Here is a 25014-nt window from a genome sequence, read left to right as displayed (position 1 = left end):
CTGCACGATTCAAGGCCGCCATCGCCGGCAAGCCGGCTCCTACAGGGGGATTGGGTTTCAGGTCAGCTCGGTGGCGGTGTTCTTGACCACCGCCAACTCCGGATGCGCCACCAGCTTGTCAATGTGCAGCTCGTCATTGTTCAACCAGGTTTCCGTCAACACCCGGTAGTGCTCCATGTCACGGCAGCGCATGCGCAGGCTGTAGTCGAACGGCCCGCTGATCAACTGGCACTCGAACACCTGCGGGCAGGCTTTGACGCAGGCCTCGAAGGCTTTTTGCGCCGAGCGCCCGCTCTGGTTGGACAGGGCCACCAACACCAACAGTGACAACCCGGGCGAGACCATCTGCACGTCGATGATCGCGCCATACCCGCGAATCACCCCGCGCCGCTCCAGCTTGCGCACCCGTTCCAGGCACGGCCTGGGCGTCAGGTGCACCAGCGACGAAAGCTTTTCGTAGGTGATACGCCCCTGGTGGCGCAGCACGTCGATGATCGCCTCATCGATGCGATCCAGCGCAGGGGAGGAGTGGGGTCCGTTGGCCTTGGTATCCATGAGTTCACTTCAAACGGTTGGAAAGAAATTGCTGCAAGCGCTCGCTGCCGGGGTGGTCGAGGATCTCGGCGCCGCCTTGTTCCTCGACCCGGCCCTGATGCAGGAACAGCACTTGGCTGGACACCTGGCGGGCAAAGCCCATCTCGTGGGTGACCATCAGCATGGTACGACCTTCCTCGGCCAACGTCTGTATGACTTTGAGAACTTCTCCTACAAGTTCTGGGTCCAGCGCTGACGTTGGTTCGTCGAACAGGATGATCTCCGGCTCCATCGCCAGGGCCCGGGCGATCGCCACCCGCTGCTGCTGGCCGCCCGACAGGAACGCCGGGTATTGGTCCGCCACGCGGCTTGGCAGGCCAACCTTGTCGAGGTACAGGCGTGCGCGTTGTTCCGCCTCGGCGGCGCTCACGCCCAACACTCGGCGCGGGGCCATGGTGATGTTTTCGAGCACGGTCATGTGGCTCCAGAGGTTGAAGTGCTGGAACACCATGGCCAGGCGCGTGCGCAGGTTCTGCAGTTGGGCCTGGTGCGGCGCGCGGGTGCCGGCGCGGCCTTGCTGCATTTTGATGCTGATGCCGTCCAGGGTGATCACCCCGGCATCGGGTTGTTCAAGAAAGTTGATGCAGCGCAGCATCGTGCTTTTGCCGGAGCCGCTGGCGCCGATCAGGCTGATCACATCGCCCTGGCGTGCATTCAGCGACACGCCCTTGAGCACTTCGTGCTCGCCGTAGCGTTTGTGGATGCCCTCGACTTGCAGCTTGACGGCGGCGGTGACGGGTTTGGCAAAGGGGAGGTCGACGGGATAAGCGGCCAGGGCCTGCGCGGACTGATTCATGGGTTAGCCTCGGGTAGGAACAAGAAAGCGCATCCAGCGACGTTCGGCCAGTCGAAACAGGCCCACCAGTGCAAAGGACAGCAGCATGTACAACAGGGCGGCGATGCCGAAGGCCTGGAACGTCAGGAACGTCTCGGCATTTGCATCGCGGGCCACCTTGAGGATGTCGGCAACGGTGGCGGTAAACGCCAGTGAAGTGGCGTGCAGCATCAGGATCATTTCGTTGCTGTAGGCCGGCAACGCTCGGCGCAGGGCAGCGGGTACCACCACAAACAGGTTCAGGCGCCAGCCGTGCAGGCCATAGGCGCGGGCGGCTTCGATTTCGCCGTGGGGGATATTGCGGATCGCCCCGGCGAAGATCTCCACGGTGTAGGCGCAGGTGTTGAGGACAAAGGCCAGCAGCGTGCAGTTCAGCGCATTGCGGAAAAGCTGGTTGAGCAGGGCGTTGTCCTGCACCAGTTCCAGGCTGTACAGCCCGGTGTAGCAGATCAGCAATTGGATATACAGCGGCGTGCCGCGAAACAGGTAGGTGTAGACCTCCACCGGCCAGCGCAGCCAGAAGTGCGGCGAGACGCGGGCCAAGGCCAAGGGGATCGACAGGCAGAATCCCAGGACCACCGAGACAATGAACAGCCACAAGGTCATGGCGACGCCGGACAACCCTGCCCCATCGCTGAACAGGTAGGCCAGGCCGTATTGCTGGAACAGTTCGATCATCGCGCCATCCCCTTGATGCCCAGGTTGTAGCGCCGTTCCAGGCGCTTGAAGATGCGGTTGGAGAGGGTGGTGATCACCAGGTACACCAGGCCCGCAAGAATCAGGAAATACAGCGGTTCATTGGTGCTCTTGCCGGCGTTCTGCGCGGCCTTGACCAGGTCCGACAGGCCGATGATCGACACCAGCGCCGTGGACTTGAGCAGCACCAGCCAGTTGTTGCCCAGGCCCGGCAGGGCGAAGCGCATCAACTGCGGGAACAGCACCAGGTGAAAACGCTGCCAGCGGCTCAGGCCGTAGGCGGTGGCGGCTTCCAGCTGGCCGGCGGGCACACTGAGGATCGCCCCACGGAAGTTTTCGGTGAAATACGCGCCGTAGATAAAGCCCAGGGTCACGACGCCCGCGGTGAAAGGGTCGATTTCAAAGTAGTCCCAGCCGAACGTTTCGCTCAGGTCGTTCAGCCACAGTTGCAGGCTGTAGAAAATCAGCAGGATCAGCACCAGGTCGGGCACGCTGCGGATCAGCGTGGTGTACAGGGTGGCGGGCACCCGCAGCCATTTCACGCTGGACAGCTTGGCTCCCGCGGCGATCAGGCCCAGCGCAAGGCTCAAGGCCAGCGCGAGGAACGCCAGCTTGAGCGTCATCCAGGCGCCGTGGGCGAGCATCGGGCCGTAGCCCTGCAAGTTGAGGAATTCGTTCATGGTGGGTATCTCTCAAGGACACAGACGCCCCTTGTAGGAGCCGGCTTGCCGGCGATGAGGCCCTTGAATTCAGCGCAACGCTTCAGGCCGCCATCGCCGGCAAGCCGGCTCCTACAGGGGGGAGGCGTTGGGATCACTCGTTGTAGATGTCTTGATCGCCGAAGTACTTCTTCTGGATCTGCGCGTAGGTGCCATCGGCCTGCACGGCGGCGATGCCCTTGTTGATCAGCGCGCGCAATTCCTGGTCGTTCTTGCGCAGGCCCATGGCGATGTCCAGGGGCAGGGTCGGGTCCTTGAAGGCCGGGCCGGTCTTGTAGTCGGCGCCTTCAGGCTTGGACAGGAAGTTGAGCTGGGCTTCGAGCTTGTCGGTCAGGGTGGCGTCGAGGCGACCATTCTGCAGGTCGGCGTAGTTTTGCTCCTGGGACTGGTACGCCTTGATCTGCGCCCCCAGCTTGGCCAGGTGGGCACGGGCATAGGCTTCCTGCAGCGAGCCTTGCAGCACGCCCACTTGCTTGCCTTTCAACGATTCCGGCGTATCGCCGAAGTCGGCGCTTTTGCGAGTGATCACTGAGGTCGGGCTGAGGAACAGGCGGTCGCTGAAGTCGATGACCTTTTCCCGCGCCGGGGTCACGGCCATGGACGACATGATCGCGTCGAACTTGCGTGCGCGCAGGGCGGGGATCATGCCGTCGAATTCGTTGTGCACCCAGGTGCACTTGACCTCGAGCTTGGCGCAGATCGCGTTGCCCAGCTCGATATCAAACCCTTGCAGGCTGCCGTCGGCGGCCACGGATTCGAAGGGTGGGTATTCGGGGAATACGCCGAAGCGGATTTCTTTCCAGTCCTGGGCGTGAGCGGCGCTGGCGCAGAGTGGCAACAGCAACGCGGCGAAGAGTGATCGCAGTGGAGTCATGGGTTGTCCCTATATGTTGTAATTGATGTCAGGGCATTGAATCGTTGGGCACAGAGAATGCTTCATGATGGTGCGTTTTTTGTGTCGTTTACCCCGTGCATAAAGCGCGAATTGCGCTGTTAAAAAGCGTAATGCAGCGGAATCGGCTGCCGCACGCGCTGAATCGGCTTTTTATCGGTTGAATTCTGGCCGGCCCTGGTCGCAAAGGGGCAGGCCAGAGCGGTCTCAGGCGCGCTTTTTCTGCTGTGCGCAGGGCTGTTGGGCCAGGCGCGCGAACAAATCTTTCGGATCGGCCAGCGCTGGCACCAGCTCCAGGGTGCTGCCCACGTCCAGCGCCTTGGCCACGTCCAGCACATAGCGCAGGGCCGAGTAGTCTTCGATGGCAAACCCCACCGAGTCGAACAGGGTGACCTGGCGCGCGTTCTCGCGGCCGGGTTTCTGGCCGTTGATGACTTGCCACAATTCGGTCACCGGCGAGTCTTCCGGCATGTGCTGGATCTCCCCCTCGATGCGGCTTTGCGGTTCGTACTCGACGATCACCCGGGCGCGTTCGACGATGCGTCGGTCCAGCTCGGTCTTGCCCGGGCAGTCGCCGCCCACGGCGTTGAGGTGCATGCCCGGCTCGATCATCTCGTCGGTAAGGATGGTGGCGTAGGCCTTGTCGGCCGTGACGGTGGTGACGATATCGGCGCCCTTGACCGCTTCGGCCACGCTGCCGGCCAGGATCACCTTGATGGCCGGGAAGGCCTTGAGGTTAGCGGCCAGCTTGGCGGTGGCCTTGGCGTCGATATCGAACAGGCGGATCTCATTGATACCGAGCATGGCGTGGAAGGCCAGCGCCTGGAATTCACTTTGTGAGCCGTTGCCGATCAACGCCATGCTGCGGCTGTTTTCACGCGCCAGGTAACGGGCGACCAGGGCCGAGGTGGCGGCGGTGCGGATCGCGGTGGTCAGGGTCATTTCTGCCAGCAGCACCGGCTCGCCGGTGTCCACATCGCCCAGGGCGCCGAAGGCCATCACGGTGAGCATGCCGGCCAAGGTGTTTTTCGGGTGGCCGTTGACGTACTTGAAGGCATACAGCGAGGCGTCCGACACCGGCATCAACTCAATCACGCCATCCGGCGAATGGTTGGCCAGGCGTGCGCATTTCTCGAAATCCTGCCAGCGCAGGTAGTCGGCGCGGATGTACTCGGCCATTTCGGTGATGCAGGTCTGCAGGCCTTTTTGCGAGACCAGGTAGCTGAGGTCGTTGACGTCGATATAGCGGGTCATGGCAAGACTCCTTGAGTTATTGGTAGGTAGCGCGGGCGGGCAGGTGCACTTCCGCCAGCATGCAGCGGGCACTGCCGCCGCCGATGCGTTCGATGTTGTCGATGTTCACCACCACCGGGCGCGTGTGGCGCTCCACGTGCTGGCGCTGCGCGGGCTGCAGGGCACCCCAGGCACTGGCGGACATCACCAGCAGTGGCTGGCCGTCGCGGTCGTGGACTTCAAGCATGTTGCCGGCGAAGGCTTCCAACTGATCGAAGTCGAGGGCCAGGATGTCTTTGCCGGTGTCGCGCAGAGAGCGTTCCAGGGTGCGGCGCTCGTCGGTGTCGGGCAGGGCTTGCAGGCACACCACCGAGAGGTCGCGGCCAACGCTCATCATCACGTTGCTGTGGTAGATCGGCGCGTGATGGCGGTCGACGGCGTGGAACACGCAGAGCTGGTAATCGAGGCGTTCGGCGAATTGGCGCAGGGCGTCGTGGTGGGTGCGCCCGGAGTGGCAGGCGTAGCTGATGCGGTGCTGGCGGTCGAGCACCATGCTGCCGGTGCCTTCAAGAAAGATGTTTTGTTGTTCCAGGTGGCTCAGATCAATGGTGCTGTTGATCGCAAAGCGTTGCTCCAGCACCTGCAGCACGCCTTTGTTGCGTTCCAGTCGTCGGTTCTGGCCTTCCATCGGGTACAGCACCAGGCTGCCGTCGGCATGGCTGCTCCACCAGTTGTTGGGGAAGATCGAGTCGGGGGTGTGGGGGGCCGGCGTGTCTTGCACCACCAGCACTTCCACGCCGTGGCTGCGCAGGGTGTCGACGTAGCCGTCGAACTCTTCCAGCGCTTTCTGCTGTGCACTGAGCGGGTCCTGGGGCGGGCGCTGGAAACGGTTGTTGATCGCGGTGTCCGGGTTGAAGGCAAAGCGCGCCGGGCGAATCATCAAGACGGTGTTGGTGGTTTGCATGGGTGCACGAATCCATGAGGTTGAGCTGTGCGCTTATTTTGTGGCTTGTGCGGGATGAATCCCGGCTGAAACAGCGGGGCGGTTCAGCCGGGAAAGCTGAAAAGGGCAGTGGCACAGCCGAATCGGCTGTCGATCTGAAATGCTTTCAAATGTGGGAGCTGGCTTGCCTGCGATAGCGGTGTATCAGCAACAGATGCTTCGACTGACAGACCGCTATCGCAGGCAAGCCAGCTCCCACATTAGTATGGGGATGGTTTTGGTATCTGATTCTGCAAGGAGCCCTGCATGTCGACTGCCGTTCGTCTCGCCCAACCCACCGACGCTGAAGGCATCAGCCAGGTCATCCTGGCCGCCCTGCACAGCAGCAATGCACGGGATTACCCGGCCGAGGTGATCGCCCGCGTCGCAAGCAACTTCACGCCTGATGCGGTATTGGCGTTGCTCACGCGGCGGCTGGTGCTGGTGGCGGTGCAGGGCCAGGTGATCGTGGCCACGGCCGCCCTGGACAGCAACGTGGTGCGTTCGGTGTTCGTCAACCCCGACCTGCAAGGGCAGGGCATTGGCCGCCTGTTGATGATCGAGATCGAGCTGCGTGCCCGCGAGGCCGGGGTGACGGTGCTGAGTGTGCCGTCATCGCTGACGGCCGAGCCGTTCTACACCAAGCTGGGGTTCCACACCGTGCGCGACGTGTACCACGGCAATGAGCGCACGCTGGTGATGGAAAAGGCGCTGTCGTCCCGGCATCCCATCGGCCCGTATCGCGACCGACAGCATCGCGCGCAGGTGGTGGCGTTGTGGCAGGAGGCGTTTGGCTATGACACCGCCCACAACCTGCCGAGCCTGGCGATAGACAAGAAGCTGGCGGTCAACGATGGGCTGTTCTTTGTGGCAACGGATAAAAAGGCCGTGATCGGCACGATACTCGCCGGGTACGACGGTCATCGTGGCTGGTTGTATTCGGTGGCGGTGCACGCCGATTATCGGCGCCAGGGGCTGGGCGCCTCACTGGTGCGGCATGCGGAGCAGGCACTGATTGCGCTGGGCTGCATGAAGATCAACCTGCAGATCACCAGTGGCAATGAGGCGGTGGTGGGGTTCTACGGGGCGTTGGGGTATGGGGTGGAGCCGAGGATCAGCATGGGCAAGAAGATTGCCCAGAACATTCCGGCCCAACCTTGAGAACACTGAAAACAAATGTGGGAGCTGGCTTGCCTGCGATGGCGGTGTGTCAGTCACTGTAAATGTTGACTGATACACCGCCATCGCAGGCAAGCCAGCTCCCACAGGGTTTTGTGGTGTTGCCACTTGGAACGCTGGGCTTAGACCTTGACGATCCAACCCGCTGGCGCTTCAACGTCGCCGGTCTGCACGCCGGTCAGCTCTTTGTAGAGCTTCTGGGTGATCGGGCCCACTTCGGTCTCGCTGTGGAACACGTGCAGCTTGCCGTTGTACTGGATGCCGCCGATTGGCGAGATCACCGCAGCGGTACCGCAGGCGCCGGCTTCCTTGAACTGGTCCAGCTTGTCGATGAACACTTCGCCCTCGACCACTTCCAGGCCCAGGCGGGTCTGGGCCAGTTCGATCAGCGACAGACGGGTGATGCCCGGCAGCACCGAAGGCGACTTCGGCGTGATGAACTTATTGTCGTGGGTGATCCCGAAGAAGTTGGCCGAACCGACTTCTTCGATTTTCGAGTGGGTCATCGGGTCCAGGTAGATCGCGTCGGCGAAGCCGGATTTCTTCGCTTCGGAACCTGGCATCAGGCTGGCGGCGTAGTTGCCACCGACCTTGGCGGCACCGGTGCCTTGTGGCGCGGCGCGGTCGAAGCTGGAGATCTGGAAGTTGTGCGGCACCAGGCCGCCCTTGAAGTAGGCGCCAACCGGGATCGCGAACACCGAGAAGATGAATTCCGGTGCGGTGCGCACGCCGATGTTGTCACCGGTGCCGATCACGAACGGGCGCAGGTACAGCGCGCCGCCACTGCCGTACGGCGGGATGAAACGCTCGTTGGCCGCGACCACTTTTTTGCAGGCTTCGATGAAGTCTTCGGTCGACACGTGCGGCATCAGCAGGCGGGCGCAGCTGCGTTGCATGCGGGCGGCGTTCTGGTCCGGGCGGAACAGGTTGATCGAACCGTCCTTGCAGCGGTAGGCCTTGAGGCCTTCGAAGCACTGCTGGCCATAGTGCAGGGCGGTGGAGCCCTCGCTGATGTGCAGCACGTTGTCGTCGGTCAGGGTGCCTTCTTGCCATTCGCCGTTTTTCCAGACCTGGAGAAACCGCTTGTCGGTCTTGATGTAGTCAAAACCCAGCTTGTCCCAATTGATGCTTTCGTTACCCATGACACCCTCTATCTCTGGTCAACCGCCTGGTCGAAGGCAGGCTTGTCGGTTTTTTTCTGGATGGGCGCAACAATACTTCATTCTGCAGCGGGTTTGTAGGAGCCGGCTTGCCGGCGATCCAGGCAATTCGGTTTACCCGACGACCGCCATCGCCGGCAAGCCGGCTCCTACAGGGGCTGTGTTTACAGGTGCAACGCGTGGCCCAACGCTCGCAACGCCGCTTCCAGCACCGCCTCACCCAGGGTCGGGTGAGCGTGGATGGTGCCCGCCACGTCTTCCAGGCGCGAGCCCATTTCCAGGCTCAGGCCAAACGCGGTAGACAGTTCCGAGACGCCCACGCCCACGGCTTGCCAGCCGACGATCAGGTGGTTGTCACGGCGCGCCACCACCCGCACGAAGCCGGTTTTCGACTCCAGCGTCATCGCCCGGCCATTGGCCGCAAACGGGAAACTGGCCACGACGCAGTCCAGCCCGGCGGCCTTGGCCTCGTCCGGGGTCTTGCCGACCACCACCACTTCCGGGTCGGTAAAACACACGGCCGGGATCGCGGCCGGGTTGAATTCGCGGGATTGACCGCTGATCAGCTCGGCGACCATTTCACCCTGGGCCATGGCGCGGTGTGCCAGCATCGGCTCGCCGCTCAGGTCGCCGATGGCATACACATTGCGCATGCTGGTCTGGCAACGGCTGTCGATCTTGATCGCCGCACCGTTCATCTCAAGGTTCAGCGCTTCAAGGTTCCAGCCCTGGGTATTGGGTTTGCGGCCCACGGCCACCAGCACTTGGTCGGTTTCCAGCGACAGCGTGTCGCCATTCGGATCGCGCACTTGCAATTGCTTGTCGGCAAAGCCCGTCACGCTGTGCTTGAGGTACAGCTTCACCCCCAGTTGCTTGAGGGATTCGGCCACCGGCGCGGTCAGCTCAGCATCGTAGGCCGGCAAGATACGCTCCTGCGCCTCGACCACACTGACCTCGGCGCCCAGCTTGCGGTAGGCAATGCCCAGTTCCAGGCCGATATAGCCGCCGCCCACCACCACCAGGCGCTTGGGCACGCTCGTCGGCGCCAGGGCTTCGGTGGACGAGATGATCGGCCCGCCAATCGGCAGCATCGGCAGGTTGACGCTTTTCGAGCCGGTGGCCAGCAGCAGGTGTTCGCAGGTGATGCGCTGGTCGCCGACGTCGACGGTCTTGCCGTCCACCACCTTGCCCCAGCCATGGATCACCTGCACCTTGTGCTTCTTGAGCAACGCCGAAACGCCGGTGGTCAGGCGGTCGACGATGCCGTCTTTCCATTCCACGCTCTTGCGGATGTCCAGGGTCGGCACATCCACTTCGATGCCCAGTTTGGAGCCTTGGCTGTGGTGCACGGTTTGCTGGAACTGCTCGGCCACATGGATCAGGGCCTTGGACGGAATGCAGCCGATATTCAGGCAGGTGCCGCCCAGTGCCTGGCCTTCCACCAGGATGGTCGGGATACCCAGTTGGCCGGCGCGGATCGCCGCCACATAACCGCCAGGGCCGCCGCCGATGATCAGCAGCGTGGTGTTCAAAGTCTGCGTCATGCCTTACTCCAGGAACAGGCTGGCGGGTTGTTCGAGCAGGCCGCGAATGGCCTGGATGAATTGCGCCGCGTCCATGCCGTCGACCACGCGGTGATCGAACGAGCTGGAGAGGTTCATCATCTTGCGCACCACGATCTGGCCTTTGATCACCATCGGCCGCTCAACGATACGGTTGACGCCAACAATGGCCACTTCCGGCAGGTTCAGCACCGGCGTGCTGACGATGCCGCCCAAGGCGCCGAGGCTGGTGAGGGTGATGGTCGAGCCCGACAGTTCGTCGCGGCTGGCCTTGCCATTGCGCGCGGCGGTGGCCAAACGTGCGATTTCCTCGGCATTGCCCCACAGGCTGCGGGCTTCGGCGTGGCGCACCACGGGCACCATCAAGCCGACGTCGCTCTGGGTGGCGACGCCCACATGCACCGCGCCAAGGCGGGTGATGACCTGGGCTTCGTCGTCGTAACGCGCGTTGATCTGCGGGAAATCCCGCAACGCCACGACCATGGCGCGCACGATGAACGGCAGCAGGGTCAGCTTGCCGCGTGTGGCGCCGTGTTTCTCGTTGAGGTGCACGCGCAGCTCGTCGAGGGCGGTGACGTCGATCTCTTCCACGTAGCTGAAATGCGCGGCGCGCCGCGTGGCGTCCTGCATGCGCTGGGCGATCTTGCGGCGCATGCCGATCACCGGGATCTGTTCTTCGGTGTTGCGTTCGGCGTAGGGGTTGGCAGCCGTGGATGCCTTCGCCGTGCCTTGTTGCAGGTAGGCGTCGAGGTCTTCGTGCAGGATTCGCCCGGCCGGGCCGGAACCCTGCACCAGGCGCAACTGAATGCCGGCGTCCAATGCGTGTTTGCGCACGGCCGGGGAGGCCAGCGGACGCTCGTCGGCTGCACGCGCCACGGGTGCCTGGGCTGCGATAACCGGCGCAGGTTTGCTTTCAATCGCCGCCGGCGCAGGCTTGGCCTCAACCACCGGTGCAGCTTTCGGCGCTTCTTTCGCGGCGGGCGCTTCCTTGGCGTTGCCCGCGCCTTCCACTTCGATGCTGATCAAAATACTGCCCACGGCCATGACTTCACCCGGCTCGCCGCCGAGGGAAATCACCTTGCCGTGCACCGGCGAGGGAATGTCCACCATCGCCTTGTCGGTCATGACATCCGCCAGTACCTGGTCTTCAACCACCAGGTCGCCGACCTTTACATGCCACACCGACAGTTCAACTTCCGCGATGCCTTCGCCAATGTCCGGCATCTTGATAACGTGCGTGCCCATTCAGACCTCCATGACCCGTTTCAACGCCGCGCCCACGCGGGACGGCCCTGGGAAATACGCCCACTCCTGCGCGTGCGGGTAGGGGGTGTCCCAGCCGGTGACGCGTTCGATCGGCGCTTCCAGGTGGTGGAAGCAATGCTCTTGCACCAGCGACACCAACTCGGCACCAAAACCGCAGGTGCGCGTGGCTTCATGCACCACCACGCAACGGCCGGTCTTTTTCACCGACTTGACGATGGTGTCCAGGTCAAGCGGCCACAGGCTGCGCAGGTCGATGACCTCGGCGTCGATACCGGTTTCTTCGGCCGCCACTTGCGACACATACACGGTGGTGCCGTAGGTCAGCACGGTCACGGCAGAGCCCGGGCGCACGATGGCGGCCACGTCCAGCGGCACGGTGTAGTAGCCGTCCGGCACTTGGGCTTGGGGGTGTTTCGACCACGGGGTTACCGGGCGGTCGTGATGGCCATCGAACGGGCCGTTGTACAGGCGCTTGGGCTCCAAGAAGATCACCGGGTCATCGTTTTCGATGGAGGCGATCAGCAGGCCTTTCGCGTCATAGGGGTTGGACGGCATGACCGTGCGCAGGCCGCAGACTTGGGTGAACACTGCCTCGATGCTCTGGCTGTGGGTCTGGCCGCCGTAGATGCCGCCGCCGCAGGGCATGCGCATGGTCAGCGGCGCGGTGAACTGGCCGGCCGAGCGATAACGCAGGCGCGCCGCTTCGGAGATGATCTGGTCGGTGGCGGGGTAGACGTAGTCGGCAAACTGGATCTCGGCCACCGGGCGCAGGCCGTAGGCGCCCATGCCCACGGCGACGCCAACGATGCCGCTTTCGGAGATCGGGGCGTCGAATACCCGCGAGCTGCCGTACTTGTTCTGCAAGCCTTCGGTGCAACGGAACACGCCGCCGAAGTAACCCACGTCCTGGCCGAACACCACCACGTTGTCGTCACGTTCGAGCATCACATCCATGGCCGAGCGCAGGGCCTGGATCATGGTCATGGTGGTGGTGGTCATGGCGGTTTCCACTTCAATGCTGTTGTTGTGATCGTTCATGTCAGATCCCCAACTCTTGACGCTGGCGCTTCAAGTGCTCCGGCATCTCTTTATAGACGTCTTCGAACATGGTCGCGGCGCTTGGAATCTGGCCACCGGCCAGGGTGCCGTACTGTTCGGCTTCTTTCTGCGCGGCGATCACCTCGGCTTCCAGCTCGGCACTGACCGCCGCGTGTTCCTCTTCGGACCACTGGCCAATCTTGATCAGGTGCTGCTTGAGGCGCGCAATCGGGTCGCCCAAGGGGAAGTGGCTCCAGTCGTCGGCGGGGCGGTACTTGGACGGATCATCGGAAGTGGAATGCGGGCCGGCGCGGTAGGTGACCCACTCGATCAGCGTCGGCCCCAGGTTGCGGCGCGCACGCTCGGCGGCCCACGCGGAGGCGGCGTATACAGCGATAAAGTCGTTGCCGTCCACGCGCAGAGAGGCGATGCCGCAACCGACGCCGCGTCCGGCGAAGGTGGTGGCTTCACCGCCAGCAATGGCCTGGAAGGTGGAGATGGCCCACTGGTTGTTGACCACGTTGAGGATCACCGGCGCACGGTACACGTGGGCGAAGGTCAGGGCGGTGTGGAAGTCGGATTCAGCGGTGGCACCGTCGCCGATCCAGGCCGAGGCGATCTTGGTATCGCCCTTGATCGCCGAGGCCATGCCCCAGCCCACGCCTTGTACGAATTGGGTCGCGAGGTTACCGGAAATAGTGAAGAAACCTGCGTCCTTGACCGAATACATGATCGGCAGCTGGCGGCCCTTGAGCGGGTCGCGCTCGTTGGACAGCAACTGGCAGATCAGGTCCACCAGCGGCACTTCGCGGGCCATCAGGATGCTTTGCTGGCGGTAGGTGGGGAAGCACATGTCGTCGATGTTCAAGGCCAGGGCCTGGGCGCTGCCGATGGCTTCTTCGCCAAGGCTTTGCATGTAGAACGACATTTTTTTCTGACGCTGGGCGACCACCATGCGGTTGTCGAAGATGCGCGTCTTGAGCATGGCGCGCATGCCGCGGCGCATGATCTCGACGCTAACGCCTTCGACCCACGGCCCCAGGGCCTGGCCCTGGTCGTCGAGCACGCGGATCAGGCCCTTGGCCAGGTCGGCGGTGTCGGCGGGTTCTACGTCGATGGCGGGTTTGCGCACCGTGCCGGCGTCGGTCAGGCGCAGGTACGTGAAGTCGGTCTTGCAGCCTGGGCGGCCCGAGGGTTCGGGAACGTGCAGGCGCAGTGGTTCGTACTGCTGGGTCATGGCTTTCTACGCTCTATCTTGTGAATTTCTTGTAGTGGGCGCGCTAGCTGACAGTCAGTCCCCGGGTAAGGGAAATCTTGTCCTACAACAATCATAGGCGGGGCGTAGAAGAATATTTATCTGTGTTTCATTGCGCTCAAGATCATTTGCGGATAAAAAAACTGCATAAACATAAAAAACAGGTGATTTCGTCTCATGCGCAAACTGGACCGTACCGATATCGGCATTCTCAACGCCTTGCAGGAGAACGCCCGCATCACCAACGCCGACCTGGCGCGTTCGGTGAACCTGTCGCCCACGCCGTGCTTCAACCGGGTCAAGGCGATGGAGGAATTGGGGCTGATCCGTGACCAGGTCACCTTGCTCGACGCCGACCTGCTCGGGCTGCACGTCAACGTATTCATCCACGTCAGCCTGGAGAAACAGAACGAGCTGGCGCTGCAGCAGTTCGAGGGCGCAATTGCCGACCGGCCGGAAGTGATGGAGTGCTACCTCATGGCGGGCGACCCGGACTATCTGATCCGGGTGCTGGTGCCGACGATCCAGTCGCTGGAGCGGTTCATGATGGACTTTCTGACCAAGGTGCCGGGGGTGGCGAATATTCGGTCGAGTTTTGCGCTCAAGCAGGTGCGCTATAAAACGGCGCTGCCGTTGCCGGCCAATGGCATCAACCTGGGCACCTGACCCAACTCCTCTCCAGCGGTGAAATACTGGCGCCTGTGGGAGCTGGCTTGCCTGCGATAGCGGTCTATCAGTAGCAAATGTGCCAGCTGACCCACCGCTATCGCAGGCAAGCCAGCTCCCACATTTAGAGTGTATTTCAGAGTTGGTTGAGGGGAATCTTCAGGTAGACAACGCCATTGTCTTCCGCCGGCGGCACATTCCCCGCCCGCACATTCACCTGGATCGCCGGCAGCAACAGCGTCGGCATGCCCAGCCCGGCGTCCCGTTTGGTACGCATTTCGACAAATGCCGCTTCATCCACCCCGTCATGTACGTGGATATTCCCCGCGCGCTGTTCGGCCACGGTGGTCAGGCATTTCGCTGCGCGCCCCTCGGGTGGGTAGTCATGGCAGACGTACAGCTCCGTTTCCAGCGGAAACGCCAGCAACTTGCGCATCGACGCATACAGCTGCCGCGCATCGCCGCCCGGGAAATCGCAGCGCGCCGTGCCCACATCGGGCATGAACAGCGTGTCACCCACCAGGATCAACCGGCCGTCGATCAGGTAGGCCATGTCCGCCGGCGTATGCCCGGGTACATGCAGCGCCTGGGCCTTCAGGTTGCCGATATGAAACACCTCATCCGGCGCAAACAGGTGATCGAACTGCGAGCCATCCACGCGAAATTCCGGCTCCAGGTTGAACAGGTTCTTGAACACGCCCTGCACGGTGCTGATGGACTGCCCGATGGCAATTTTGCCGCCCAGGGTGCGCCGCAAATACGGCGCGGCAGACAGGTGGTCGGCGTGGGCGTGGGTTTCCAGCAGCCATTGCACCTGCAGGTGGTGTTCGCGGACAAAGTCGATGACCTTGTCGGCCTGGGCCGTGTCGGTGCGCCCGGAAGCCGGGTCGTAGTTGAGCACGGAGTCGACGACGGCACAGGGGCCGCCGTCGGCTTCATAGATGATGTAGGTGTAGGTCGACGATGCCTCGTCCAAAAAAGGTTGAATCAACGCGGGCATGGCGGCTGTCCCCAATTGAAGAAAAAAGTCGTTACAATCAGTTTACGTTTACACATAATGTTTTGAGCTTAAGTGACAAAAAGGACCCGAGGCAAATGGAATCTACTCTGAGTGAAGGCGAAGTCGCCCAGCTGCGCGCGTCGGCGTCCAAGGCCTGCTCCTTGCTCAAGGCGCTGGCCAATGAGGACCGTTTGTTGATCCTCTGCCAGTTGACCCAGGGCGAGCGCAACGTCGGCGAGCTGGAAACCATGACCGGCGTGCGCCAGCCCACGCTGTCCCAACAGTTGGGCATCCTGCGTGACGAAGGGTTGGTCGCCACCCGTCGGGAAGGCAAATACATCTTCTACGGGCTGGCCAGCCATGAAGTGATTCAAGTAATGAAGACCCTGTCCGGCCTGTACTGCGGCGCGGTGATTAAAAGCTGGGCGTGACGCCATCCGGCAGCGACCCTTGTGTGCATTGAATAAAAAAGGCGATAGACCATGACCGACCAACACTGGGGCCCAACCATCAGTGGCGACATCGTAGTCATCGGCGGCGGCTCGGCAGGCATCGGCCTGCTGGCCAGCCTGCTCAAGCGCGACCCCCACCTGAACATCACCCTCATCGAACCCAGCGACCACCACTGCTACCAGCCGGCCTGGACCCTGGTCGGCGGCGGTGCCTACGACGTGAAAAAGACCCGTCGCCCACTGGCCGATGTGTTGCCCAATGGCGTGACCTGGATACAGGCTGCCGTCACCGAAGTACTGGCCGATGAGCAGATTCTGGTACTCGACAGCGGCCAGCGCGTCAGCTGGAAAAACCTGGTGGTGTGCCCCGGCCTGCGCCTGGCCTGGGAGAAAATCGAGGGCCTGCAGGACACCCTCGGGCGCAACGGCGTCACCTCCAACTACAGCTATGAACACGCCGCCTACACCTGGCAACTGGTGCAGCAGCTCAAGGGTGGCAAGGCGATCTTTACCCAGCCGGCCATGCCGATCAAATGCGCGGGCGCGCCGCAAAAGGCGATGTACCTGTCCTGTGATCACTGGCTCAAACAGGGCGTCCTGAACAACATCGATGTCGAATTCAACCTGGCCGGTGCCGCGCTGTTCGGCGTGCCGACCTTTGTGCCGCCGTTGATGAAATACATCGAGAAGTACAACGCCCGCCTGGCGTTCAATGCCAACCTGGTCAAGGTTGACGGCCCGGCGCGCAGGGCCTGGTTCGAGGTGAAGGACGCCGGGGGCAACGTCACTGTTCAAGAGAAAAGCTTTGACCTGCTGCACGTGGTCCCGCCGCAGGTTTCCCCGGACTTCATCCGCCACAGTGCGCTGGCCGACGCGGCCGGCTGGTGCGAGGTCAACCCCCACAGCCTGCAGCACCTGCGTTACCCGCACATCTTCGGCTTGGGCGATGTGTGCGGCACCACCAATGCCAAGACGGCCGCCGCCGTGCGCAAACAGATCGTAGTGGTCGCGGAAAACCTGCTGGCCCTGCGCAAACAGGCGCCGCTGCCCCTCAAGTACGACGGCTATGGTTCCTGCCCGCTGACGGTGGAGAAGGGCAAGGTGGTGCTGGCCGAGTTCGGTTATGGCGGCAAGCTACTGCCGACCTTTCCCCTGGACCCGACCCAGGCGCGCCGTTCAATGTGGTTCCTCAAGGCGACGCTGCTGCCGTGGTTCTACTGGAACGGCATGCTCAAGGGCCGCGAGTGGCTGACCCGCCTGAGCAAGGTGGACTGAATGCTGCTGGCCAGTGTGTTGGGCATCTTGATGGGCCTGGTCATGGGCCTGACCGGTGCCGGTGGCGGCATCCTCGGCGTGCCGGCGCTGGTGCTGGGGTTGGGCCTGAGCATGACCCAGGCCGCACCGGTGTCGCTGCTCGCCGTGGGGGCGGCGGCAGCGGTGGGGGCCATCGACGGCTTGCGCCATGGCCTGGTGCGCTATCGCGCGGCGTTGCTGATCGCCGTGCTCGGCGGGTTGTTTTCACCGGTGGGGGTGTTCTTCGCCCACCAATTGCCGGAATACCTGCTGATGGGCTTGTTCAGCGCACTGATGGTGCTGGTGGCCTGGCGCATGTTGCAGCGCGAAAAGACCGACGCTGGGCCGAGTGACCATGGTGCCGCGTCCTGGGGCCAGAAGAATTGCATGCTCAACCAGCAGACCGGGCGCCTGGCCTGGACCGCCAAATGCACAGCCACCCTGGCTGCACTCGGCGCCGTGACCGGTGCCGTGTCGGGCCTGCTCGGTGTGGGCGGGGGCTTTCTGATCGTCCCGGCGTTCAAGCAGCTCACCGACGTGCAGATGCGCGGCATTGTCGCCACCTCGTTGATGGTGATCAGCCTGATCTCGTTGATTGGTGTGGCGGGCGCGTTCCATGCCGGTGTGCGCATCGAGCCGGTGGGCTGGATGTTCATTGGCGCCAGCATCGTCGGCATGCTTGCCGGTCGGCGCCTGTGTGCGTTGATCCCCACGCGCACCCTGCAAGTCGGCTTTGCCGGCCTGTGTGTGCTGGTGGCGGCGGGGATGTTGATCAAGGCCGCTCTCTGATTCCACCGGCTTGCCCGCGGCGGAAAACGCTCACCGACCTGTAGGAGCCGGCTTGCCGGCGATGAGGCCCTGAAGAACACGCTCGTTCTCAAAACTGTCATCGCCGGCAAGCCGGCTCCTACCTGTACACTGTTACCCAGCCTTGCACTTCTAGGTCTGTAAATGGACAAATACACCCCCCACGCCTGGGAACCCCACGAGCGCCCGAGCCTGCCCGGTTCGCCGTCGACGCCGTTGCACCCCACGCACAAGCGCTGGCTGTTCGCGATGGTGGGCGTGCTGGTGGCAATCACCGGGGGCTTGGGCAACGCGCTGGTGATTGCCAACCTGCAATACCTGCAAGGTGCCCTGGGTGCGACCACCGCCGAAATGGCCTGGCTGCCCGCCGCCTATGTGATGACCAACGTGTGCATGAACCTGCTGCTGGTGAAGTTTCGCCAGCAGTTTGGCCTGCGCGCGTTCACCGAGGTGTTCCTGGTGCTGTATGCGCTGGTGACCTTCGGCCACTTGTTCGTCAACGACCTCAGTTCGGCCATCGCGGTGCGTGCGGCCCACGGCATGGTGGGCGCGGCGCTCAGTTCCCTGGGCTTGTACTACATGATCCAGGCGTTCCCGGCCAAGTGGCGCTTGAAGGCGCTGGTGCTGGGCCTGGGCACGGCGCAGCTGGCGTTGCCGTTGGCCCGGTTGTTCTCTGAAGACCTGCTGCAAATCGCCGAATGGCGCGGCTTGTACCTGTTCGAACTGGGCATGGCACTGATCTGCCTGGGCTGCGTGTTCCTGCTCAAGTTGCCGCCGGGCGACCGCTTCAAGACCTTCGAAAAACTCGACTTCCTCACCTTCGCCTTGCTCGCTACCGGCGTGGCATTGCTGTGCGCCGTGTTGTCCCTGGGGCGTATCGACTGGTGGCTCGAAGCCCCATGGATCGGCGTGGCGTCGGCCTGTTCCCTGGTGCTGATCATGGCCGGCCTGGCCATCGAGCATAACCGCAGCAACCCGATGCTGATGACCCGCTGGCTTGGCAGCGGGGTGATGATCCGCCTGGCGCTGGCGGTGATCCTGATTCGCATGGTGCTGTCCGAGCAGTCCACCGGCGCGGTGGGTTTCATGCAGATGCTGAACATGAGCTACCAACAGATGCACACGTTGTACGTGGTGATGCTGGCCGGTGCGATTGCCGGGCTGGCGGTGAGCGCGTTGACCATCAACCCGGCGCACCTGTTGATGCCGTTGGTGATCTCCCTGGCGCTGATGGCGGTGGGGTCGGTGATGGACAGCTTTTCCAGCAACCTGACCCGCCCGGAAAACCTGTATGTCAGCCAGTTTCTGCTAGGCTTCGGCGGGACCTTCTTCCTCGGGCCGACCATGGTGTTGGGCACCAAAAACGTGCTGACCAACCCGCGCAATCTGGTGAGTTTTTCGGTGATGTTCGGCATTTGCCAGAACCTCGGCGGGCTGATCGGCGCGGCGCTGCTGGGCACCTTCCAGATCGTGCGGGAGAAATTCCACTCCAGCATGATCGTCGAGCACCTGACCCTGCTCGACCCGCGTGTGGCCGCACGGGTCAACAGTGGCGGCTCGGCCTATGGCGGCATCATCGCCGACCCCGAGCTGCGCAACCTCATGGGCATTCGCAGCCTGGCCACGGCGGCCACCCGTGAAGCGAACGTGATGGCCTACAACGATGTCTTCATGTTGATCGCGATCATCGCGATACTCACCATGATCTGGATCTTTATCCGCAGTCTGTGGCTGATGAGCACCACCCGAGCAGCCACTCCCGTTCAACCCAGCGGCGCATCTTCATGACCGAACCTTCCACCACGACCACCACCGCCATTGCCGCCACGCCGGAAGGCAGCACGCCCCCCGGCGCCGTGCCCACCGAGCTGCGGCCGTTGCGCGTACGCATTCTTTCGTCCCTGGGCTTTGCCGCGATCGCCGTCGTCGGCGTGCTGATCGTGCTGTACGCCTGGCAGCTGCCGCCGTTCAGCAGCGCGGTGGAAACCACGGAGAACGCCCTGGTGCGTGGGCAGGTCACGATCATCGGGCCGCAACTCAGCGGCTATGTGTTCGAAGTGCCGGTGCAGGACTTCCAGTACGTGAAGGCCGGCGACCTGTTGGTGCGCCTGGATGACCGCATCTACAAGCAGCGCCTCGACCAGGCGCTGGCCCAACTGGCGGTGCAAAAGGCCGCGTTGGCCAATGTGGTGCAGCAGCGCAACAGCGCCGAAGCCACGATCAAATTGCGCCAGGCGGCCCTGGCCGACAGCGAGGCGCAGTCGCGCAAAAGCACTGCCGACTTGCGCCGCAATCAAGAGTTGATCAGTGACGGCTCGGTGTCCAAGCGCGAGCTGGACGTGACCCGCGCCGCCAACGCGCAGACCATCGCCGCTGTGGCCCAGGCCCAGGCGAACCTGGAAATCGCACGGCAGGACCTGCAAACAGTGATCGTCAATCGCGGCTCCCTGGAAGCGGCCGTCGCCAGTGCCGATGCGGCGGTGGAGCTGGCGCGGATCGACCTGTCGAACACGCGCATCACAGCGCCGCGTGACGGCCAGTTGGGACAGATCGGCGTGCGCCTGGGCGCCTACGTCAACTCCGGCGCGCAGTTGATGGCGCTGGTGCCGCCGCAGCTGTGGGTGATCGCCAACATGAAGGAAACCCAGATGGACAACGTGCAGGTCGGCCAGCCGGTGACCTTCACGGTGGATGCGCTGAACCACCGTAAATTCCACGGCACGGTGCAGCACATTTCCCCGGCCACGGGTTCTGAGTTCAGCCTGTTGCAGGCGGACAATGCCACCGGCAACTTCGTGAAGATTGCCCAGCGGGTGCCGGTGAGGATCACGGTGGACCCGGACCAGGCCGAGAGCGAGCGCCTGCGGCCGGGGTTGTCGGTGGTGGTGAGTATCGACACGGCGGGGCGTCTGAAGAACAGCCCACCCTGATCCCTGTAGGAGCCGGCTTGCCGGCGATTGGGCCCGAACGCCTTGCGGTGATTTTGATGGCCCCATCGCCGGCAAGCCGGGCTCCTACAAGGGGTGATATTTCAGGGCGAAGTTGAGGTGGGTGGACTGGCCTTGTTCCAGCAGTTTCAAGCCGGGTCTGCCGGGCAGGTGGTGGGCATTGACGGGATGGCTTACCGGTTCGATGCAGAAGAACTCCAGCCCCGGTGGGCAGTACAGTAAAAAGTAGTCGCTACCTTCGGCGTGGCATTCCAGGGTGTAGCCCAACTCAGGCTGTTCAATCACGCAGTGGCCGTCCCACTGGCAAAAACCATTGTCCACTAGCCCTTCGGGCAATCCTTTGAGCGCCTGGAAATCCCACTCTGACGGCACCGGCGCCAGCCCCGTCGGCAGCTTTGACGCATCACTCAACCACACTTGCGACGCCTCTGCCTGCAGCCGTGTCCGCGGTTTGCGCGGCAAGTAAGGATGCAATCCCAAACCATGCCACGCAGGCTGTGCCGCCAGATGGGTCACGCGTAATGCGATGCTCAGCTCGCCACCCTCCAATCGAAACCGTTGTTCGGCGCGATAGGCGAACGGCGTGTCGCACTCCACCGATAGCACCACTTCGTCGGCAGATTGGCTGACCACCTGCCAAGCCTGTTGCCAGGCGGAGCCATGAATCGGCAACGGGTCGAGGGCGCTATTGGGCGTCAACGCCAGCCAACCCCCCGGGTTATCAAAACCGCCTTCGGCAATCCGGTTGGACCAAGGCGCCAACGGGTAGCACCCCAGCTTGCCCGGCAAACCGGTGTCCAGCGCCTGTTGGTCACTGTGGCGCAGCAACGGCTGTCCGGTGGCGCGCACCCGCCAGTTGACGATGCTGCCGCCCACGGCCGGGGCCAGGGTGAGGTGGGTGAGGGCGTCTTCGAGTTCGATCAGCATCGGCATTCACCTAAAGCGCGAAGGTCGGTTCTGGCAGGCCTTGCACGCCCGGGTTGAGGGCGAATACGCCGCCGGACACGGACTGTTCGCTCTGATCATCGCGGATCGAGGTGACGAACAGGGTGTCCAGCCGGCTGCCACCAAAGGCGCACATGGTGGGTTTCTTTACCGGTACTGCCAGGGAGCGGTCCAGGCGACCGTCAGGGGTGAAGCGGTGAATCAGCCCGGCGTCATTGGCACAGATCCAGTAGCAACCCTCGGCGTCGACCGCCGCACCGTCGGGGCGCCCAGGGTAGGCCTGCATGTCCACGAACACGCGGCGGTTGGACGGCGTGCCAGTGTCGGTGTCGTAGTCGAACGCCCAGATCTGTTGCACCAGCGGGTGCGAGTCTGACGCATACAGCGTGCGCCCATCCGGGCTGAACGCCAGGCCGTTAAGGGTGATGAACCCACCCAGTTGTGCATGGGGCACGGTGCCGCTGGCGTAGCGATACAGGGTGCCTTCGGCTGCGTTCAGACCCATTTTCAACACCATGCTGCCGGCCCAGAACCGGCCCTGACGATCACAGCGGCCATCGTTCAGGCGCATGTCGGCGCGCGGGTGCTGCACGTTGGCCAGCAGGGTGGTGTCGAGGCTGCCATCGTTGTGCGGCGTGAGTTGGAAAAAGCCGCTCTCCATCCCGGCCACCCAGTTGCCCGTTTGCGTACGGGCAATGCAGGCGAGCATCTGCGGGGCTTTCCAGGCGGCGACATGCCCGGTGGCGGCGTTCCAGCGTTGCAGGCCGCCGTTGGGGATGTCCACCCAGTACAGCGCGTTTTCTTCAGGCACCCACACCGGGCATTCGCCCACCGCGTTGCGCGCATCGACGATCAGTTCTGCACTCATGGCTCAATCGCCGAACGGGCCGGCCGCGCAGAATGCGCCGCCCTGGTAGACCTTGGCCGGGTCATCGGCGGCCAACGGTGGCTGGGTTTCAACCTGTGCGCGGAACACTTCGGAGTTGTCCTTGGGGGCATAGCCCAGGTGGGCGGCGTAGCGGTTGTCCCACCAGGTGTCGAGGTTATCCGACATGCCATAGACCACGGTGTGGCCGACGTCTGGCGTGTACAGCGCACGTTCGAGCAGTTGGGTAAGGTCATCGAAACTCAGCCAGGTGTGCATCATGCGGCGGTTCTGCGGTTCCGGGAACGAGGAGCCGATGCGGATGCTCACGGTCTGGATGCCGTAGCGGTCGAAATAGAAGCTGGCCATGTCTTCGCCGTAGGACTTGGAGAGGCCGTAGTAGCTGTCTGGGCGGCGTGGCGAGTGGGCGTCGAGGATTTCGCCTTGCTTGTGAAAGCCGATCACATGGTTGGAACTGGCGAAGATCACGCGCTTGACGCCATGGCGACGGGCGGCTTCATAGATGTGGAAAATGCCGCTGATGTTGGCGCCGAGGATCTCCTCGAACGGGCGCTCTACCGATACGCCGCCAAAGTGCAGGATCGCGTCGACGCCTTCCACCAGGTGGTGCACGGCCTGTTTGTCGGAGAGGTCGCAGGTTTGCACTTCTTCTTGGGCGCCGGCTGCGGGGGCCATGGCGGCGATGTCCGACAGGCGCAGCACCTGGGCATAAGGGCGCAGGCGTTCGCGCAGGACTTTACCCAGGCCACCGGCAGCGCCGGTGAGCAGCAGGCGGTTGAATGGAACGGGTGCAGTAGTCGTGGTGGTCATGGGGGTTCCATTGTTGTTGTAGGTTGTCGTATGACTTTGCCAAAGTATCCTTACGGACCCCTCGGCTTGTCAACACACACCTCCCTGTAGGAGCTGGCTTGCCAGCGATGGCGGTCTTAGGTCTTGCGATGGCTTCAAGGACGCCATCGCCGGCAAGCCGGCTCCTACAGGTGTGTGTCAGAGTAGAGAGAGGGGGTAGCTGATAAACAGCCGGTTCTCATCAAATTCATTGTTGCTGAAGTCCCGGCGCAGCGACGAATTCCTCCAGCGTACGTTCAGGTCCTTCAGCGTACCGCTTTGGATGGTATAGGCCAGTTCCGACTCGCGGCCCCATTCCTTGCCATCGGTGATCGCCCCGGTGTGTACGTTACTGCCGCTGATGTAGCGGTTCATCATGGTCAGCCCGGGAATGCCCAGCACCACGAAGTTGAAATCATGGCGCACCTGCCAGGATTTTTCCTTGGCGTTGTCGTAGCTGGCGTTATAGCTGTCGTTGGCCAGCGTGCCGCCGCTGGTGCCGTTGACCTTCATCCACACGCTGTCGCCGGTGAGTTTCTGCAGGCCCACATAAAAGGCGTTGCCCTTGTACTTGGCCGAGAGCAGCGCAGAGAAGGTCTTGTTGTCGAGATCACCCGCCAAAGCGCGTCCGTCTTCCTTGCCGGTGAAATAACCGAGGTTGGCGCCCAGGGTCCAGTCGCCCACTGGCTGGCTGTGGGTCAGGTTGAAATAGCGTTGCTGGTAGATGTCGGCAAGCTCGGCGTACCACACGCCCACCTGGGTGCGCTTGTTATTGAAGCTGTATTCGCCGCCGCCAAAGTTGAAGCGGTCGGACGTGAACGCAGCTTTGCCGTTCATGAACAGGTCTTCCATGCTCGCGTCGTTGCGCGGGCTGTTGCCGCGAAACTGCCCGCCGTAGAGGGTCAGGCCGGCGATTTCGTTGGAAGTGACCTGGCCGCCCCGGAAGGTCTGCGGCAGGGAGCGGCCGTCATCGGAGCGCAGGATTGGCAGCACCGGCATCCATTCGCCGACCTTCAATTCGGTCTTCGACAGCCGGGTCTTCAGCGCCACGCCCAGACGCCCGAAGTTGTCGGCCGGGCGCCCGTCATCGTGAATCGGCAATAACTGGGTGCCACCGGTGCCTTTGCCGCCATCCAATTTTTGCGAGTACAGGCCCAGCACATCCAGCCCGAAGCCGACAGTGCCCTGTGTGAAGCCGGACCGGGCGTCGAGAATGAAGTTTTGCGTCCACTCCTGGGCCTTGGCCTGGGGGTAGGTAGGGTTGGTGAAGTTGCGATTGAAGTAGGCGTTGCGCAGGTTGAGCGTGGCCGTGGCGTCGTCGATAAAGCCGTCGGCGTGGGTGGTCAGGGGTAGGGTGCAAACCAGGCTGCCAAGACCGAGAAGGCCAATACGCGAGGAGGAATTGCGGGCGAATGGACTCACAGTGAAACTCCCTTTTATTTGTTGTTTTTATTATTTGTCGTACGTCGTCGTACAACATTGCGCGGATATTTACGGGGTTTTCAAGGGGTGTCAAGCAGAAGTTATACGATGACTTGGGCCGTACGGATCAAAATGCGGGCACGGTTCATGTGGGAGCTGGCCTGTCGGATCGCCGCACCGCTGCGATGGCCTCAACCGGGTATGCCTGATTCACCGAGTTGCCTGCATCGCCGGCAAGCCAGCTCCTACACGTACCTGCTTTTGACCTAACCACTCAGGTCGGCTACCAGGCCGCCGTGCTCTTGCTTTTGATCTTGATCTTAGGCGCCCCGTTAACCACGCTGGCCGAACGCAGG

At 62.8% G+C, this 25014-nt stretch carries 24 protein-coding genes; 7 read left to right on the top strand and 17 right to left on the bottom strand.

What is annotated here, in order from left to right:
• Positions 1-57: 57 nt before the first annotated feature.
• The 7 genes from HX792_RS27050 to ctlX form a co-directional block, all read right to left on the bottom strand.
• Entirely contained in the window at positions 58-555 is a 498-nt protein-coding gene (locus HX792_RS27050; protein ID WP_071487193.1) for an Lrp/AsnC family transcriptional regulator, read from the bottom strand.
• 4 nt (positions 556-559) lie between these two features.
• Positions 560-1390, bottom strand: a complete 831-nt coding sequence (locus HX792_RS27045) for an ABC transporter ATP-binding protein (protein ID WP_218172816.1) — start codon at positions 1388-1390, stop codon at positions 560-562.
• A 3-nt stretch (positions 1391-1393) separates the two neighbouring features.
• Entirely contained in the window at positions 1394-2107 is a 714-nt protein-coding gene (locus HX792_RS27040; RefSeq protein ID WP_176998940.1) for an ABC transporter permease, read from the bottom strand.
• Entirely contained in the window at positions 2104-2805 is a 702-nt protein-coding gene (locus HX792_RS27035) for an ABC transporter permease (RefSeq protein ID WP_176998939.1), read from the bottom strand. Before HX792_RS27035 ends, HX792_RS27040 begins: the two co-directional genes overlap by 4 nt.
• A gap of 133 nt (positions 2806-2938) precedes the next feature.
• Entirely contained in the window at positions 2939-3718 is a 780-nt protein-coding gene (locus HX792_RS27030; RefSeq protein ID WP_176998938.1) for an ABC transporter substrate-binding protein, read from the bottom strand.
• A gap of 225 nt (positions 3719-3943) precedes the next feature.
• Positions 3944-4990: an ornithine cyclodeaminase gene (locus tag HX792_RS27025; RefSeq protein WP_176998937.1), complete on the bottom strand. Its 1047-nt coding sequence runs from the start codon at positions 4988-4990 to the stop codon at positions 3944-3946.
• A gap of 16 nt (positions 4991-5006) precedes the next feature.
• Positions 5007-5933, bottom strand: coding sequence for a citrulline utilization hydrolase CtlX (gene ctlX / locus HX792_RS27020; protein ID WP_176998936.1), 927 nt, complete (start codon positions 5931-5933; stop codon positions 5007-5009).
• A 285-nt stretch (positions 5934-6218) separates the two neighbouring features.
• On the opposite strand from ctlX, the gene HX792_RS27015 reads away from it, so the two are divergent.
• Positions 6219-7112, top strand: a complete 894-nt coding sequence (locus HX792_RS27015; RefSeq protein ID WP_176998935.1) for a GNAT family acetyltransferase — start codon at positions 6219-6221, stop codon at positions 7110-7112.
• Between the two features lie 140 nt (positions 7113-7252).
• On the opposite strand, the gene HX792_RS27010 is transcribed toward HX792_RS27015, so the two are convergent.
• The 5 genes from HX792_RS27010 to HX792_RS26990 form a co-directional block, all read right to left on the bottom strand.
• Positions 7253-8272, bottom strand: a complete 1020-nt coding sequence (locus HX792_RS27010) for a branched-chain amino acid aminotransferase (protein ID WP_176998934.1) — start codon at positions 8270-8272, stop codon at positions 7253-7255.
• A 182-nt stretch (positions 8273-8454) separates the two neighbouring features.
• Positions 8455-9834, bottom strand: a complete 1380-nt coding sequence (gene lpdA / locus HX792_RS27005) for a dihydrolipoyl dehydrogenase (protein ID WP_176998933.1) — start codon at positions 9832-9834, stop codon at positions 8455-8457.
• Positions 9835-9837: 3 nt separating this feature from the next.
• A complete protein-coding gene (locus HX792_RS27000; RefSeq protein ID WP_176998932.1) occupies positions 9838-11097 on the bottom strand; it encodes a dihydrolipoamide acetyltransferase family protein in 1260 nt (419 codons plus the stop codon).
• Positions 11098-12156, bottom strand: coding sequence for an alpha-ketoacid dehydrogenase subunit beta (locus HX792_RS26995; protein WP_176998931.1), 1059 nt, complete (start codon positions 12154-12156; stop codon positions 11098-11100).
• A 1-nt stretch (position 12157) separates the two neighbouring features.
• Positions 12158-13393 (bottom strand): 3-methyl-2-oxobutanoate dehydrogenase (2-methylpropanoyl-transferring) subunit alpha, encoded by a 1236-nt coding sequence (locus HX792_RS26990; protein ID WP_176998930.1) that lies wholly within the window; start codon positions 13391-13393, stop codon positions 12158-12160.
• 195 nt (positions 13394-13588) lie between these two features.
• Here HX792_RS26990 and bkdR point away from each other — a divergent pair, with 195 nt between their 5' ends.
• Positions 13589-14077 carry a Bkd operon transcriptional regulator BkdR gene (gene bkdR, locus HX792_RS26985; RefSeq protein ID WP_176998929.1) on the top strand — a complete coding sequence of 163 codons (489 nt, stop codon included), beginning with the start codon at positions 13589-13591 and terminating at the stop codon, positions 14075-14077.
• A 136-nt stretch (positions 14078-14213) separates the two neighbouring features.
• Here the strand turns inward: bkdR and HX792_RS26980 are convergent, their stop codons facing one another.
• On the bottom strand, positions 14214-15077 hold the full coding sequence (locus HX792_RS26980; RefSeq protein ID WP_176998928.1) for an MBL fold metallo-hydrolase: 864 nt from the start codon (positions 15075-15077) through the stop codon (positions 14214-14216).
• Positions 15078-15172: 95 nt separating this feature from the next.
• Between HX792_RS26980 and HX792_RS26975 the strand changes: the two genes are divergently transcribed.
• The 5 genes from HX792_RS26975 to HX792_RS26955 all read left to right on the top strand — a co-directional run bounded on the left by HX792_RS26975 (position 15173) and on the right by HX792_RS26955 (position 20559).
• Positions 15173-15508 carry a helix-turn-helix transcriptional regulator gene (locus tag HX792_RS26975; protein ID WP_017136253.1) on the top strand — a complete coding sequence of 112 codons (336 nt, stop codon included), beginning with the start codon at positions 15173-15175 and terminating at the stop codon, positions 15506-15508.
• Between the two features lie 51 nt (positions 15509-15559).
• On the top strand, positions 15560-16804 hold the full coding sequence (locus HX792_RS26970) for an FAD/NAD(P)-binding oxidoreductase (protein WP_176998927.1): 1245 nt from the start codon (positions 15560-15562) through the stop codon (positions 16802-16804).
• The gene (locus tag HX792_RS26965) at positions 16805-17611 is read left to right on the top strand and encodes a sulfite exporter TauE/SafE family protein (protein ID WP_176998926.1); all 807 of its coding nucleotides are present in this window, start codon (positions 16805-16807) and stop codon (positions 17609-17611) included.
• A gap of 162 nt (positions 17612-17773) precedes the next feature.
• Positions 17774-19417 (top strand): MFS transporter, encoded by a 1644-nt coding sequence (locus tag HX792_RS26960; protein WP_176998925.1) that lies wholly within the window; start codon positions 17774-17776, stop codon positions 19415-19417.
• The gene (locus HX792_RS26955; protein WP_176998924.1) at positions 19414-20559 is read left to right on the top strand and encodes an HlyD family secretion protein; all 1146 of its coding nucleotides are present in this window, start codon (positions 19414-19416) and stop codon (positions 20557-20559) included. Before HX792_RS26960 ends, HX792_RS26955 begins: the two co-directional genes overlap by 4 nt.
• Before the next feature lie 84 nt (positions 20560-20643).
• On the opposite strand, the gene HX792_RS26950 is transcribed toward HX792_RS26955, so the two are convergent.
• The 4 genes from HX792_RS26950 to HX792_RS26935 all read right to left on the bottom strand — a co-directional run bounded on the left by HX792_RS26950 (position 20644) and on the right by HX792_RS26935 (position 24658).
• Entirely contained in the window at positions 20644-21504 is an 861-nt protein-coding gene (locus HX792_RS26950; protein WP_176998923.1) for an aldose 1-epimerase, read from the bottom strand.
• A 10-nt stretch (positions 21505-21514) separates the two neighbouring features.
• Positions 21515-22390: an SMP-30/gluconolactonase/LRE family protein gene (locus tag HX792_RS26945; RefSeq protein WP_176998922.1), complete on the bottom strand. Its 876-nt coding sequence runs from the start codon at positions 22388-22390 to the stop codon at positions 21515-21517.
• 3 nt (positions 22391-22393) lie between these two features.
• Complete coding sequence (locus HX792_RS26940) at positions 22394-23218, bottom strand: NAD(P)-dependent oxidoreductase (protein WP_176998921.1); 825 nt, start codon at positions 23216-23218, stop codon at positions 22394-22396.
• 177 nt (positions 23219-23395) lie between these two features.
• A complete protein-coding gene (locus tag HX792_RS26935; protein ID WP_176998920.1) occupies positions 23396-24658 on the bottom strand; it encodes an OprD family porin in 1263 nt (420 codons plus the stop codon).
• Positions 24659-25014: the final 356 nt, after the last annotated feature.

This window comes from Pseudomonas sp. B6002, assembly GCF_013385985.1.
Taxonomy (GTDB): Bacteria; Pseudomonadota; Gammaproteobacteria; order Pseudomonadales; family Pseudomonadaceae; genus Aquipseudomonas.
This window is presented reverse-complemented; position numbering and strand designations above follow the sequence as displayed.